The organism is Vibrio paracholerae, assembly GCF_037672085.1.
Taxonomy (GTDB): domain Bacteria; phylum Pseudomonadota; class Gammaproteobacteria; order Enterobacterales; family Vibrionaceae; genus Vibrio; species Vibrio cholerae.
The window spans coordinates 960,372-975,670 of record NZ_JBBHLM010000001.1; the positions used below are offsets into that span (position 1 = coordinate 960,372).

Sequence of the window (15,299 nt, forward strand, 5' to 3'; positions counted from 1 at the left end):
TTTTGGTAAGCAAATAATCCAACAATCTATTGAGTGTGACAATGAACTGGTCGAAATTCTGACAATTTTCCGACACTTGGAACGCCAAATTACCGGAGAAGATCACAGAAGTCCCTACTCTCTCCCACCAGATGATCGCGCTTTGTACTTTTATTTCCCTGTATTTCCTTCTTCATTTTATATCCTAAGTAGCAGACCATTTTTGTGGCATAAGCCTAAAGAGAGGACTAAAATGGCCACATTATGAATAAGTAAATTAAGTCGTAAGAGGATTAGGATATGAGTAACCAAACTTGTGTAGAAAATGAAGTATGTGAAGCGTGTGGCTGCGCTGGCGAAATCGGTTTTATTATTCGCGAAGGTGATGATGTCGCAGAAGTTTCTCTGTTTGGTTCGGATAAAGCGCATTTAGAAGGCAAGCTGGCAGAATACATTAGCTTAGCCAAGCAAGTCTGTGCGAATGTTGAGTATGAAGTGGCTCCCATTGCAGATAACGCGACTGAACTGCACGCTCGTTTTAAATTTGAAGTGAGTGCTGAAAAACTGATTTTCGAACTGAAAACACGGGCGCTTGCACGCTAATCGTCACCTCATCACATCGAGCGGGCTCAAGCCCGCTTTTCTTTTCTCACTTTCTCGTCGACGCCAATCCAATATCCCCTTTATACTGACAAAACTCGCCACACAGGATAAACGCTTCGCCATGATGCTTCGTGTTATTGCCCTTTCATTGTCGCTTATCGCGGGTTGCACACATGCGATAACTTTGGATCTCTACATGGTGCTCAACCATCTCGACAATTACGGTAACCTTGATCTGCGCGGCAAGCCCTACACTTCCTTGCCGGAAAACTTCACGATCAAAGGGAATTTGAATATCGCTAAAACCGCGATCAAATCGCTACCAAAAGGCACCATCATAGAGGGCAGCTTAGATGCCTCAAACAGTTCGCTGGAAAAAGTACCACGGGGCACGAGCATCAAAGGCTACGCCAACTTACTCGGGACCAAAATTCAATCGTGGCCATCGGGTGTAAAAGTAGGCGGTTATCTCAACTTTACTGACACGCCATTAACCACCCTTCCAGCACGAATGACGGTAAAAGGGGATCTCAGCGTGATCCGTACACCGCTCACTGACTTGCCAGAAGGTATAGTGATTGAAGGACACCTCTTCATTGGCGGCTCACAAATCACTCGCTTCCCAGACACAATGACGGTTAAGGGCAATATTTACTTAGGGGGTAACCAAATCAGTAAATGGCCAAGCAAACTCACACTCGGGGGCGCTGTCGCTCGCTAATGTAGAAGAAGCAAAAGAGGATCCGACTTAGCTCCTCTTTTGCTTAAGTGAGGGGATTAGATGTGATTACGTACAGGATTGGCGTAAGCATCCAACAAATAACGATGAGCAGGCTCAGGCAACTGTGCCAATTTTGCCTGTAACACTGCGCGCACTTCTGGCGTAATGTCTTTATCGTCTTGTCCAGCCGCTAAACGATTGATTGGGAACAGCACATAGTTATGGTGGATCTGTCGATCAATCTCTTGCGCCAAGGCTTCTGGTGTCTCAAATGGCTGGGTAATAACGTCACCAAACGCGACATGCACACGGCCTTTATCACCTACAATGCCTTGGATGATGCTTTCGATATCTTCAAATTCACCTTTTTCATAACTGCCTTGCGTGGCTTTCTCGTACAGCTCGCGCGCTTTTGCGATATCACAAGGATCGTTTTCATAGGAAATCGAAACCGGAACCAGATTGAGTGAACGAACATAATCGGCAAATTCCATTTTTTGACGACGTCCTTCAACGTGGAACATTTTTAAGATAGCTGGATCGGTTTGGTCGTTACCATCTTTCGCACGCCCCTCTTTTTGAGCGATCCAAATGGAGTGGCCCGTATCCAGTGAATGCTTAATGTAAGCCGACAGCGTGCCGAGAGCTTTCATCATTTCTCGGGGACCTTTCGCCGAACGTTTCACAATAAAGCTCTTGTTCAAGCGCATCAGCTCTGTCGCGCAAGGTTTTTTCAAAAGGTTATCACCAATTGCGATACGAACGGTACGATGACCCGCCGTATGCAATCCGTAATTGACTAAGGCTGGATCCATCGCGATATCGCGGTGGTTACAAATAAATAAGTAGGCTTGTTCTTTATCCAACTTATCTAAGCCACTGTAGCTCACCCCTTTCGTGGTTTGCTCTAAGGTCTGGTCTAGGTATTTTTTTACCTCAAGTTGGATTGCTTCTACGCTATTCAACTTCGCCCATTTACGCTTTAGGTAAAGCTTAACCAGTGGTGCCATCAAGGTACGCAACCAAGCTGAATGGTGTTTGAAGCGATGTTTCAAAATCGCTGAAATAAACTCTTGGTCGTTGATGAGACGAGAGAGCGCCGCGGGGATCTCGTCATCATTGTAAGGACGAATATCAATATAAGGATCAGTTGTTGAAGTCATAGGTTTGTACATCAGATAAAAAGCTGGCCTATTCTACGCATAGTTAGCCCTGCTATCAGCAAGGATGTCTAAGGTCAGACCAGAATTATATATCCCTTTATTTGCCCCAATCACGGGAATTGGCTTTTTCTGCGATAAGCGTTAATCTTAGCGCCCTTAAAATTCCCGAGGCATCTTATGAACTATGCTATTCAGTCTGAAACGCGCCACCATCCTTACCTTGAAGTATCGGCTCGGAAACGTACGCTAAAACACAGCCTGATCCGCGTTGAACAAGGTTTGCTGCTCTTTAGACTCGGGAAGCATGAGTATGCCGTGGAAAAAGGCCAAACGCTTTGGATTCCTTTCGACTGCTTGTGTGGCCTCACATTTTTTCCGGACACCCACATCACTCGGGTCGATTTTTCACTGCGTTTAAACGTGCGTTTACCGCACAATACGGGATTGATCAAGTGCTCTGAGCTTACGCTTGCTCTACTGCATCGCTTACAAAACTGTGAACGCCACCACCCGGCGTTTACCCATCTAACCCAATTACTCATGCTTGAGCTGACTACTTGTGACCCAAAACTGAAGATGTCACCACTCACCCAAGCCGTCACGGAATGGCAGCCGCAAGCGCATGCGAGTGTCAGCAAAGAACAGCATGTGGTGCTACTTGTGCGTGAAGCGCTCAAACGCTCCCAATCCGGCACTCAGACACACAGCATTATCGAGGAACTGTTTTCCGGCAATGCCGAGCATTATCACCAGCTTTGTACGTTAGTTTTAGGACGAACACTATAAGCGCGCAGTTGCACAAAATCTCAATATAAATCAAATCATTATCACAACCTCCGAATAAAAGTGTGATCTCTAACTGGCTGAAGTGCCAAAACATAACTATAAATTTATTAATAATAATAACCCTATCGTTATGGAAAGGAATCACGATGAAATTCAGCCATAAAATTGTTGCTGCGTCGTCTGTACTTCTGCTTGCTACTGTTGCGCTGCTTTCGGGAAGCCAATATTTCAAAGTCCGAGATGAAATTCGCAGCATGGTTTCTGATAGTGTTGATGAGATTGTCGATGGTGTAAGTAAAACAACAGCCGCCATCCTCAATGGAAGAACAAGACTCGCACAATACACCACTGACTTAATTGAAAGTAATCCTGAGCCAGAGAATATTCGGACCATCATCACTCAGCCGATTGTCAAAAGTACCTTTTTGCTAGTCGGCTTAGGTTTAGAAAAAGATGGGTCAAATATTAATAACGACCCCAGCTGGAATCCCGGCCCAACTTGGGATCCGCGTGTCCGTCCTTGGTATAAAGATGCCAAGAATGCAGGTAAGCTGGTGATCACCGCTCCTTATGCAGATTCAGCCAGCGGCGAAATTTTGGTTTCTATTGCCGCTCCGGTTAAAGATAGAAGCGGTCAATTTCTCGGTTCGATATTCTATGATGTCAGCTTAGCTGAGTTAGCAGGAATTGTTAATAAAGTCAGATTGTTTGATGCTGGTTATGTCTTTATTGTGTCCGAAGATGGCACTACCATCGCTCACCCGAAAAAAGAGTTTAATGGCAAACCCATGACTGAGTTTCTCGGGGAAAGCAGAATCAATGCTGATACTCACCAAGTCATCATTAATGGCAAACCTTATGCCGTCAGCTTCTCTAATGTAGAAGGTAAAAACTGGTATGTAGGGGTGGTGATTGATGAAGAGATTGCTTACGCCGCGCTAAGCGAATTACGCAGAAGTACGCTTATTTTCACTGTGATAGCCCTAGTGATTAGCGTGTTTGTTCTGTTGTTTATCGTTCGTTTACTAATGAAACCTCTCGATACGCTTAACGACGCGATTCAAAACGTGGCTTCTGGTGAAGGTGATTTAACACAGCGCTTGAGCACCAATACCGATGAAGAGTTTGCCAAACTGGCGATTGGTTTTAATACCTTTACTGAAACGCTACAGAAGCAGTTGATCCAATCGAAAGCGATTGGTGCCGAGATATTACGTGGTTCGGAATCCACATCGATGACGCTACAACAGTCGGCAGAAGCCATGCGCTCTCAGCTTCATGAGTTGGAACAGCTCGCTACTGCAATGCATGAAATGGCCATGACCTCATCTAATGTTGCTAGCAATGCGCAAGGTGCAGCTTCAGCTGCAAAAGTGGCTGACGATGCCGCCGCCGCAGGTACAGATGTGGTTACCAAAACCACTAAAGCCATTGATACCCTTTCTGCCACTATTGATGCTGCGGTAGACGATGTGAAAGTGCTAGAAAGCGCGACCGCAAACATTGAAACCGTACTGAAAGTGATTAACGACATTGCAGATCAAACCAACCTGCTCGCACTCAACGCAGCAATTGAAGCAGCGCGAGCTGGTGAATCTGGTCGCGGTTTTGCGGTGGTCGCCGATGAAGTTCGTACTCTGGCACAGCGTACTCAGCAGTCCACGACTGAAATTCGCAACATGATTGAGAAACTGCAATCTGGAGCCAATGCGGTTGCGGTTGCCATGAGCCACAGTAAAGATACGGCGACCAGTGCGGTCAACCAAGCGCAAGGCGCGAATGAAGCGTTAGAAAAAATTCGCCTTGCGATTCAGCAGATCAGCGATATGAACATTCAAATCGCCTCCGCTGCGGAAGAACAAAGCTTAGTTGCAGAAGAGATCAACAACAACACTGTCAAGATCAAAGACCTGTCGGATCAAGTTGCTGAATCCGCTGATGAAGCGAACATGTCGATGCAAATCCAAACGGAAAATATCCGCGAACAGGATGCAATCTTGAATAAATTCAAAGTGTAACCTTAGCCAAAATGCAAAAACCTCCCAACGGGAGGTTTTTTTTATCACTTCAAATCTGAATTGCTAAAACTCAACATCCAGATCCGTCTCAGCCACCGAGCAGCAAGCCAAAGCCATGCCCATCGAGCGTTCATGATCCATCAAAGCAGGAACTTTAGGCTGCTCCACTAAACCTGACTTTACTTTCACTTTACACGCACCACAAATGCCCGCACGGCAGCTATTGGGTATTTTCACCCCCGCGTCTTCGGCGTGCTCCAGCAAGGTTTTCTGATTATCCGCAGAGACTTGAATACCATTGAAACTGAGTGTCACAGCCTTTTTCTCTCGCGGCACAACTTGCAGAGTACCGAAGGCTTCCTGATGATAAGCCGATTCCGCTACCCCTTGTTTGAGCAGCAAATTCTTGGCTTTTTGCATAAAACCGTCAGGACCACACACAAACACTTGACGGGAAACAAGGTTGGGAATGCGTTTAATGTGCGAGAGAGATAAGCGACCTTGCGCCCCTTGCCACTGCGGCGAAGGTTGGGTTAACGCATAGATGAGCGTCAGCCCAGCATGTTGTTTTGCCAAGGCATCCAATTCCGCTTGGCAAGGGATGTCTTGCTCACTGCGACATTGATGATAAAACACCACATCATCGAGTTGGTTATGGTCCGCCAGATAACGCAACATAGACAGCATAGGGGTGACACCACTGCCTGCCGAAAGCAGCAGCAAAGACTGTAGCGCTTTGGTATCGAGATGGAAATGCCCAGTAGGATGCTGCGCGGTCAAGGTCGTGCCAATCTGCAAATTCTCTTGCAACCAGTTAGAAACTCGCCCGCCATCGATGCGCTTGACCGAAATCGCTAAACGTCTCGGACGCGATGGGCTCGAAGAAAGCGTGTAGTAACGCTGCACAGGCTCACCCTCAATCACCATTTCAATTGGCAGATATTGCCCCGGCAGATACTGAGGTGCGATGCCTTGGGCAGGCTCTAGCCAGAAAGTCACAAAATCACGGGCGATCTCTTCGCGCTCAACACAAGTCAGTGTGAAGTGGCTGACCCCTTGGTCTGGGTAAACTTCTTTCTCTTTATATTCCAACACTTCAATCGGATCGCCAGCTCGAATCATTCCTTCATTCTTGGCAACCAAGTTTTGCCCAAAGAACACGCCACCGCGCTCATTGGCACGAAATTGTGAGAGAGTGCGCAGCGGCTCTTTGGTTGGCCTAAACACCCCTTTCTTCACTTCAACCGTGGTTAAAATGCAGCGTTCACAAGGTTTGACGGCTTCAAACTCCACTTCGCCGATACGGATACGCTTCCAGCTATCTTCAGCAAACGGTTCAGTACCAGAAACGACTAAGTTGGTACGAAATTGATCCATTGAATGAAACTCAGGGCTGCGGCGATTGAGTTCATCCAACGACGCTTGGCTGATCACCAACAGCGGATAACCATCGGCAAAGCTGACATTGTGACCCACTTTTTCACGCACACGATTGGATTGCTCGCCGCTGTATAAGAGCTCAACACGAATCCCCAACACCTGACTAAACCAATCGTCTGCTTCATCGGTGGTGGTGTACGCGGTGAAATTATCCGCCCAAACTTGCGCGGGTACTGGTTGCAACTTGAAATCTGCATAACGGATGGTAAGCGATGGATGGCCTTGTGCGGAAAACAGTACACCGTCATGGCGCAGCGCGGTTTTGATCAGCACCATTTGCGGAAATTTACGCGCCGTCACCATACTTCCGTCAGACAGTGCCAGCATAAAACGACGATCAAAGGTTAAGCCTTGCTTTTCTACCCAAGCGGACGACAGCGCCAGCCCGCCTAACGATTTCACTGGAAAAACATTGATTTGAGATAAGAGTCCAGACGACATGGTGCTTCCTTTGGTTGTTGTCATACCCAAATTTCTCGGATTTGCCGTTAAGCGGCCACAGAGCGCATCCCCGTGAGCATAGACAAACGCTATGATTGGGATGGAAGAATCTAGCCAAGACTGTTGCAGCTTCGAGTACGACGGAGTTATTTGCGCAACATCATAGAACAAATTGTCACTCCAGACTAACACGTTGTTACAACTCAGGGTTCTGGCTTCTATTCAGATATACCCAAACCACTTGGAGTTGCAGGTAGGCGGCAAGTGAGTGAATCCCCATGAGCATAGACAGACTATGTGATTGGGGTGAACGAACGTAGCCAACACCCCTGCAGCTTCAAGTAGGAAGGGTATACCAAGGGCAAAACAGACCAAGACAAATAACACGTGAAATGGATTACACTTTCCACTATCATCCTGTCGCCTAAGCGGAAGCGTTTGCGCGACGCTTTAGGCTCCAATCATTTCATGCATTCATGGTGGGAGCACTCAATGACAACACTGACGATTACACGCCCAGACGACTGGCACGTTCACCTTCGCGATGGCGATGTACTGGCCGATACTGTACGCGACATCAGCCGTTATAACGGCCGCGCGCTGATCATGCCCAACACGGTTCCCCCTGTAACCACCACCGAGATGGCCTTAGCCTATCGTGAGCGCATTATGGCCGCTCAACCACAGCTGCACTTTGAACCTTTGATGGCACTTTACCTCACCGATAACACTTCACCTGAGGAAATTCGCAAAGCCAAAGCGTCAGGTAAAGTCGTTGCAGCTAAGCTTTATCCAGCGGGTGCGACCACCAACTCGGATTCTGGTGTTACGTCAGCGAAAAAGATTTATCCCGTACTACAAGCGATGCAGGAAGTCGGTATGCTACTTCTAGTGCATGGTGAAGTGACCACTCATGAGATCGATATTTTTGACCGCGAAAAAGTGTTTCTCGACACTGTATTAGCGCCGATCGTGGCCGATTTCCCGCAGCTCAAGATCGTGCTGGAACACATCACCACCGCAGAAGCAGTGAACTTTGTTCGCCAAGCCAATGAAAACGTTGCCGCCACCATTACTGCGCACCATTTGCTGTTTAACCGTAACCACATGTTGGTTGGCGGTATTCGCCCACATTTCTACTGTTTGCCAATCCTAAAGCGTGCGACTCACCAACACGCGTTAGTGGCAGCGGCAACCTCAGGCAGCAAGAAATTCTTCCTCGGCACCGACTCTGCTCCGCACGCCAAAGGCCGCAAAGAAGCCGCTTGTGGCTGCGCAGGCTCTTACACCGCCCATGCAGCTCTTGAGTTGTATGCCGAAGTGTTTGAAAAAGAAGGTAAGCTCGAAAATCTGGAAGCGTTCGCTAGCTTTAATGGCCCTGATTTCTACGGCCTGCCTCGCAACCAAGAGACCGTCACGCTCACCAAGCAAGCTTGGCCAGTCGCGGAAAGCATGCCGTTTGGCAGCGATATCGTGGTGCCGATCCGCGCCGGTGAAAATATCGAGTGGACAGTCAAGTAAACTCAGTTCAGATGTACGAAAGGAGAGGTTCGCCTCTCCTTTTTCATTTTTAGTGGTCTTTTCTGACCAACAGGGTCAGCACTTCGGCGTGATCCGTATGCGGGAACATATCAAACCACTGCACGCGAGTCAGTTGGTAACTGGCGAGTTCCGAGATGTCTTTGACCATGGTCTGTGGGTTACAACTGGAATAAAGAATGTGTTGTGGCGCGAGCGCTTCCAACTGCGCGGTCAGCTCGCTCCCCAACCCACGGCGGGGAGGGTTGACCAACACTAACTCTGGCGCACTTATCTGGCTTTGTGAAAACTTGGCCGAATCGAGCGCCGCAAAACTGAGATTATCAATTCCCATGATTTGCGCCGAACGTTGCGCACTGGCAATCGCTTCTGGTTCAATTTCAATGCCCGTCACAGCAGTGTCTGGCGCGGCGCAATGCAGCGCAAAGCCACCAACACCACAAAACAGATCCCACATTTGCGTTGGCGCAATCTCGCGCACCCAAGCACGTGCGGTCGCGTATAGCTGCTCAGCCACTTTAGGGTTGGTTTGGAAAAAGCTTTTCGGGCGGATCACCATAGGCACATCGTTGAAGTGTTCAAGCAGGCTTTGCATTTCGGTGAGGAAAATTTCCTCTTCGCCTTCTAAACGCGCCATATGCACCGGCTGGATATTGACCGAAATGACTTCAATCATCGGGAAAGCTGCGGTCAACATCGGCAAATTGCGTTCAATTCGCTCAAGCACCGCATGGCTGCGCGCCACAAAACGCAGCATAAATTGGCCGCTGTTTTCACTGCGGGTGAGCAGAATAAACTTCAGTTCACCTTTTTTCTTCAGCTTGTTATACGGCGGAATCCCCGCGATGCGGATCCAATTTTCCAGATAAGCGAGCAGTTCTTGCATCGGCTGCGGATAAAGCGGACAAGTCACTAGCGACAAAGGCTGACCTTGCGCATCTTCAATGCCTAAAATCGGCGCGTGAGCCGCACCGAGCACCACCATTTTGGCTTTATTGCGAAACGCGGTGTCAGCACTGGTGACAGGGGGTAACCACTGCACATCCGTGGCTGGCGCAATCAACTCGCGCAACTGCTGATCTTTATTCTCAACTTGTTGGGAATACGGCTGCGCACATAGGTGGCAAGAGGTACACCGTTTTTGAATAAAGAACTCACACTGCATAATATCGACCGCCGAAAAACAAAAGCCGCTAGTTTATTTGCCTTCCCAAAAATAACAACGAGAATTTTACGGATACCCTACTTCATGTTGTAGACAACAAGTCAGAAAGAGAATTAACCGCGAACTTTGTGCCACACTTCCATTACCGCTACTAAGAGGCTGCCAGCCACTACGCCAATCACACCATTCATCAGGGTTGGCATCAGTGTCCCGACCACTGGCCATGCATGGACGACATTAAGCATCGGTTCAAGAATATGATGTACCGCAGGCACGTTATGTACCACAATCCCACCGCCGACTAAAAACATCGCCGCAGTTCCAACGACCGTCAGCCCTTTCATCAATTTGGGCGCAAAACTTACTAGCACGCCGCCCAAACTGGCTTTGAGTCCTTGGCCTTTGGATTGGCGTTGCAGGTAAAAACCTAAGTCATCCAACTTCACTATGCCTGCCACTAGGCCATATACGCCGATCGTCATGATGACCGCAATCAAGCTAACCACCAAAATTTGTGTGAGCATCGAGTGCCCCTGCACGGTACCGAGAGCGATCACAATAATTTCTGCCGACAGAATAAAATCGGTGCGGATCGCGCCACCAATTTTACGCTTTTCATACTCGGCTAAGCTTTCTGTCGCCAAACTTTCCGTTTCTAAAGCTTCATTGACTATCGCGGCAGCACGCTGTTCAGCATTCTGCTTGGGTTCTGGATGCAACCATTTTTCGAGGATCTTCTCTGCGCCTTCAAAGCAGAGAAACAGACCACCGATCAACAGTAGAGGCATGATCAACCAAGGAGCAATCGAGCTAATAATAAGTGCTGCCGGAACCAAAATGAGCTTATTGCGAAACGAGCCTTTGGCGACCGCCCATACCACCGGAATTTCACGCTCTGCCGCGACACCAGAGACTTGCTGCGCATTGAGCGCTAAGTCATCCCCCAATACACCCGCCGTCTTTTTAGCGGCCATTTTGGACATCAATGCCACGTCATCCAGCACCGTCGCAATATCATCAAGCAAGGTCAGTAAGCTTGCGCCTGCCATGGAAACTCTCTCTATTTGATTGGTAGAAGCGTCACAAAATGTAACATTAACGAACGGCTGAAGGAAATTCAGCAATAAGAATATGACCACGCCAAACGAGATCTAAGCCTTGTTAGGTCTTATCTGAAGAGTGTGGTAGTTGAGTATATTCATCGGGCAACAGATTTAATGCCTTTTTCAAAGCGGCAAAACATTCTGGATCAATCGCGGTATGGAGGTTCTCCTCCATAATGGCGAGCGCTTTATCAATAGGCATAGCCGCGCGATAGGGACGCTCAGCACTGAGGGCATCGAAAATATCGGCCGTTGTGATTATGCGAGTCATCAAACTGATTTCATCGCCGTTGACACCCCGAGGGTAACCAGTACCGTCTAATTTTTCATGGTGCGCGCCAGCCATGCGCGCCAATGTTTTAAAGGGAGATAGCTTGTACAGAATTTGCTCCGTATACGCGGCATGAGCTTGAACCGCTCGCCATTCTGCTTCGTCTAACTTACCTGGTTTATCCAAAATGACATTGCTGACACCAAGCTTACCAATATCATGCAGCAGTGCCGCACGCCTCAGCCAAATGCGATCCGCATCAGAGATCACCAATTGCCTTGCAATCAAATCGGTATACACAGCAACACGCTCACTATGACCAGCGGTATACGGGCTTTTCGCGTCCACAATTTTACCAAAAGCCGTCACTATGCATTCCAAGTAAGCATCATCCAAAGGTAAATGAGCTTGAGCGGGAGGTAAATTCATGACCCGCTGACTGATATCGGTGGCTTTCAGTCCAGATAGAAAACGAGGATTCTCAACAAGCTGCTCAACGACCTCAACCAGTTTGGGATCAAACCACACACCGCTGCGTACCATAATCTCTTGCAGGGCTTCTTCGATGCTGTGCTCCATTTGAAAAACATCAAATACCTGAGCTAACAACGCAATACGTGAGAAAAGCGGAATCGCTTCACCTTTTCGCTGTTCGGGTCGCCCTTGACCATTCCAATGCTCATCCAGTGAATGAATGCCTTGTGCGACAGCTTCACTAAAACGCAATTCTCGGGCGACATCCGCACCGCGGGTACAACGCGTCTGGATCAGCTCTTGAGCATAGTCATTGCCATTTTTCAAAATATCTATGGTCGTTAAAATGCGCTCCGTCCAGCTTTGCTCTGATCCTGTGTTTTTCACAATAAAGTTAATGACACTGGAAAGACTGGTGCCTACCGTTTTGTAACGTCTTTTGAAAGTCAGATCATCGGTCGCATACAGCTCACAAATTCGTGCTGCATTGCTGCTGCAACCCGCATCTTTCAGTAGCAGAGTAAAAAACAGGTCGTGCAGTTCAGGCTCATTCAGCTCGATCTGCATACCAATATGCATACCGATCCAGCAACAACGAATGCAGTGTTCAGGCGGCTGACCTTCTGTCATGTCGAGCGCTGTCGTTAGCGAAATCATTAATTCTGAAAGAGGGAAGGTATTTTGTGCAACACTCATTATTTGGGTTCATTTACCATTTTCTATGTATCGAGTGTAGACAGAGTAAGCCTGAGCTGCCATGGGTTTTATGTTAAGTATGCGCATTTTTCGCAGCAGTAAGCTTACCAAGAAAATAAAATAATTGGCTTAGATTGAAAATAATCCTAGTCAGAACTCTTTTTCCGTGTATACTCAATCACAGCTCAAGCAAATGAGCTATTAATGAAAATTAAGTTAAAGTTTTACCTCAGTCTTTTTTCGATACCCTTCGTTCAACCTCTGTGATAGCTTCTCCTTTATAATCCATATAATAGCTTTTGTTTTAAGCCCTAATAAATTATTGTAAAAATTATCTCTAGAGGTCTCTATGTCTGCTAAAATGACTGGTTCTGTAAAATGGTTCAACGAAACTAAAGGTTTCGGTTTTCTTACTCAAGACAACGGTGGCAACGACGTGTTTGTTCACTTTAATTCTATTCAGTCAGAAGGTTTCAAAACCTTAGCTGAAGGTCAACGTGTTAGCTTTATCGTTGAACAAGGTAAGAAAGGCCCTCAAGCGTCTAACGTAGTCGCGCTGTAAGCCAAATTCTGCGTGGTGCTCTCAGTGCCACGCTTTGTTCTTCCATTCCTTATCTACCACTCCTTCATTCCCATTTATCTGTATTACATCGAGGAATTCATGTCTCGCAGAACATCTCGCCAGCGACACTGGTACCAATTATTACGTGAGAAATCTCACCAAAATGAAATTTTAATCCATGATAAAAATCCACTTCCATCTTCTGAAAAATAATCTCCGCTGGTCATCTAAAATCCATCAATTAAATAGTGACATCCTACAGCGCCATATCCTTCCCAGAATAAACTCTAACCATTACCCAATTTATTTTGATTTCTGTGAAGTGAGTAGAAAAGGTAAAATACTTTCCGGTTCAGGAATTGAGCTTGGTGAATTTAATATTCATTAATTTCATAAAAACAAAGCAATAATATTTAATTTATCCTTCTATCATTTTGAAGTATAGAATTTATTTCTTAGCTCAATTATTCTGCTATTTTAAAATCTTGTTGCTCAGACGCTACCTAGGTCTTACTCTTTGTTAACTAATCCCCAAACAGAGAATTAGGATGTCAACCTTTTATCCGATTGGTACTCCCGGTCAGCCTTGGCAAGCCGCAGAGCGCCAAGCTTGGCGAGAACAACGCCATATTCAACGCGAATATCAACAAGAAGTAGTGCCCAAGATTCTGGCCTTGAGTAGCCTATTTAACGTGAGTACTTATGGCGCGCTCTCTTATGACCCAACACGCTACCCACTGTATGTAGTAAAAAGCCGCCATTGGGATGCTCACAAGCCGACCGTATTGATCACAGGCGGGGTACATGGTTACGAAACCAGTGGTGTACACGGTGCGCTGCAATTTTTAGCGACAGCCGCAGAGCCTTATTTGGCTCACTTTAATCTGCTTGCCGCGCCCTGTGTCAGCCCTTGGGGCTATGAAACCATCAATCGCTGGAACCCAAATGCTATCGATCCTAACCGCTCTTTCGTTCAGGATAGTCCTGCAGAAGAAGCAGCTCTATTGATGGCGATGGTCGCAGAGTATGGGCCGATTTTGCTGCACATTGATCTGCATGAAACCACAGATACAGATGAATCTGAGTTTCGCCCCGCCTTGGCGGCGCGCGATGGTAAAGCCTATCTCGAAGGTTCGATCCCCGATGGCTTTTACACTGTAGGTGATACGGAAAATCCGCAATTGGCTTTCCAACAAGCGGTGATTGATTCCGTCCGCCGTGTCACGCATATCGCACCAGCGGATGAAAACCATGAAATCATTGGTTCACCTGTTGTCGCGGAGGGTGTCATCCTCTATCAGATGAGACAACTCGGCTTGTGCGGCGGCATGACTGATTGTACTTACAGCACAACCACCGAAGTCTATCCAGATAGCCCTAAAGTTACCGCGCAACTCTGTAATGACGCGCAAGTCGCTGCCATCCTCGGTGCTCTTGATTATGTGCTTGCCAATGAGCAGGGTCTGCTAGGCGAGTAATCGGCTTTTATACTGCTCCGGGGTTAACCCAGAGTACTTTTTGAACATGGTGATAAACGGGCTGGCTTGGTTGTAGCCCAAGGTTAAAGCCACTTCTTTCACCGCATGCCCTTGACGTAATAATTCCATCGAATAGAGATAGCGCACCCGCAACCGCCATTCGGTAAAGCTCATCCCCAGTTCAGCCTGACAATGGCGCGCCAATGTTCGCTCCGTGGTATGCACTTTTTCCGCCCACTGCTGCAAGGTCGTGTTATCGGTGGGGTTCTCTTCCACAAAAGCCAAAATCGGCGCTAAATATTTGTGATTGGTTGAAGGAAGAAAATGGTGCTGAGTTTCACGTGTCGCCAATTGATCGAGCAACACTTGCACTAAGCGCTTATCTTCACTGCTCTGCGCCACATTGATGTTTCGCTCTCGAAAGTCATCAATGATCGCCGAAACAATCGATGTCACCTTAATTAAACTGGTTTTAGCGGGAAATGCCGTGGTCAGTTGCGAAGCAATATTCAATGAACAGTATTCGATGGGCTTACGGTTGTAGCTTCGATGGCGAATACCCGCAGGAACCCAAATCGCCAAATGGGGCGGAGCCAAAAAGCGCGTATCTTCCGCTTCCATCTCCAAAATTCCGCCAGAAATGAGCTGTACTTGCCCCCAAGGGTGGCTGTGCTCACGAGTTTCTGTATTGGACAGAAACGCTTCAAAATTCATAAAAACATCCGAAGGTGGATGCTCGATAGATAATGAGGGATGCAAGTGTCGAGTGCGTTTTTTCAATCTTGTCTTCCTATCGCTCGCAATGTCTTTTTAGAGATAGTTGTAATTATAAAGACCTGCCACACTATAACCCAAGGAAC

13 protein-coding genes are annotated in these 15,299 nt (G+C 47.3%); 7 read left to right on the top strand and 6 right to left on the bottom strand.

Annotated features, from left to right (window positions below; genetic code table 11):
* The first annotated feature begins 279 nt into the window (after positions 1-279).
* Both R4537_RS04605 and R4537_RS04610 read left to right on the top strand, forming a co-directional pair.
* Positions 280-582 carry a YfcZ/YiiS family protein gene (locus R4537_RS04605; RefSeq protein WP_071179396.1) on the top strand — a complete coding sequence of 101 codons (303 nt, stop codon included), beginning with the start codon at positions 280-282 and terminating at the stop codon, positions 580-582.
* 121 nt (positions 583-703) lie between these two features.
* Entirely contained in the window at positions 704-1,303 is a 600-nt protein-coding gene (locus R4537_RS04610) for a leucine-rich repeat domain-containing protein (protein ID WP_071179397.1), read from the top strand.
* A 56-nt stretch (positions 1,304-1,359) separates the two neighbouring features.
* Here R4537_RS04610 and R4537_RS04615 read toward each other — a convergent pair whose 3' ends face one another.
* Positions 1,360-2,466, bottom strand: a complete 1,107-nt coding sequence (locus tag R4537_RS04615; protein WP_071179398.1) for a 1-acyl-sn-glycerol-3-phosphate acyltransferase — start codon at positions 2,464-2,466, stop codon at positions 1,360-1,362.
* A 177-nt stretch (positions 2,467-2,643) separates the two neighbouring features.
* Here R4537_RS04615 and R4537_RS04620 point away from each other — a divergent pair, with 177 nt between their 5' ends.
* The gene (locus R4537_RS04620; protein ID WP_071179399.1) at positions 2,644-3,252 is read left to right on the top strand and encodes an AraC family transcriptional regulator; all 609 of its coding nucleotides are present in this window, start codon (positions 2,644-2,646) and stop codon (positions 3,250-3,252) included.
* A gap of 146 nt (positions 3,253-3,398) precedes the next feature.
* Complete coding sequence (gene mlp37 / locus R4537_RS04625; RefSeq protein WP_071179400.1) at positions 3,399-5,270, top strand: methyl-accepting chemotaxis protein Mlp37; 1,872 nt, start codon at positions 3,399-3,401, stop codon at positions 5,268-5,270.
* A gap of 63 nt (positions 5,271-5,333) precedes the next feature.
* On the opposite strand, the gene R4537_RS04630 is transcribed toward mlp37, so the two are convergent.
* A complete protein-coding gene (locus R4537_RS04630) occupies positions 5,334-7,151 on the bottom strand; it encodes a hybrid-cluster NAD(P)-dependent oxidoreductase (protein WP_071179401.1) in 1,818 nt (605 codons plus the stop codon).
* A 492-nt stretch (positions 7,152-7,643) separates the two neighbouring features.
* Here R4537_RS04630 and pyrC point away from each other — a divergent pair, with 492 nt between their 5' ends.
* Complete coding sequence (pyrC, locus tag R4537_RS04635; RefSeq protein WP_032481357.1) at positions 7,644-8,672, top strand: dihydroorotase; 1,029 nt, start codon at positions 7,644-7,646, stop codon at positions 8,670-8,672.
* A 49-nt stretch (positions 8,673-8,721) separates the two neighbouring features.
* Here the strand turns inward: pyrC and rlmC are convergent, their stop codons facing one another.
* The 3 genes from rlmC to R4537_RS04650 all read right to left on the bottom strand — a co-directional run bounded on the left by rlmC (position 8,722) and on the right by R4537_RS04650 (position 12,399).
* Complete coding sequence (gene rlmC, locus R4537_RS04640; protein ID WP_071179402.1) at positions 8,722-9,855, bottom strand: 23S rRNA (uracil(747)-C(5))-methyltransferase RlmC; 1,134 nt, start codon at positions 9,853-9,855, stop codon at positions 8,722-8,724.
* A 113-nt stretch (positions 9,856-9,968) separates the two neighbouring features.
* Complete coding sequence (locus R4537_RS04645) at positions 9,969-10,904, bottom strand: DUF808 domain-containing protein (RefSeq protein WP_071179403.1); 936 nt, start codon at positions 10,902-10,904, stop codon at positions 9,969-9,971.
* A 112-nt stretch (positions 10,905-11,016) separates the two neighbouring features.
* On the bottom strand, positions 11,017-12,399 hold the full coding sequence (locus tag R4537_RS04650; RefSeq protein WP_071179404.1) for a 3'3'-cGAMP-specific phosphodiesterase: 1,383 nt from the start codon (positions 12,397-12,399) through the stop codon (positions 11,017-11,019).
* Positions 12,400-12,748: 349 nt separating this feature from the next.
* On the opposite strand from R4537_RS04650, the gene cspE reads away from it, so the two are divergent.
* A complete protein-coding gene (cspE, locus tag R4537_RS04655; protein ID WP_001274785.1) occupies positions 12,749-12,961 on the top strand; it encodes a transcription antiterminator/RNA stability regulator CspE in 213 nt (70 codons plus the stop codon).
* Between the two features lie 548 nt (positions 12,962-13,509).
* Positions 13,510-14,439 carry a M14 family metallopeptidase gene (locus R4537_RS04660; RefSeq protein ID WP_071179405.1) on the top strand — a complete coding sequence of 310 codons (930 nt, stop codon included), beginning with the start codon at positions 13,510-13,512 and terminating at the stop codon, positions 14,437-14,439.
* Here the strand turns inward: R4537_RS04660 and R4537_RS04665 are convergent.
* Positions 14,428-15,219, bottom strand: a complete 792-nt coding sequence (locus R4537_RS04665; protein WP_000747482.1) for an AraC family transcriptional regulator — start codon at positions 15,217-15,219, stop codon at positions 14,428-14,430. The two genes, R4537_RS04660 and R4537_RS04665, sit on opposite strands and share 12 nt — an antisense overlap.
* Positions 15,220-15,299: the final 80 nt, after the last annotated feature.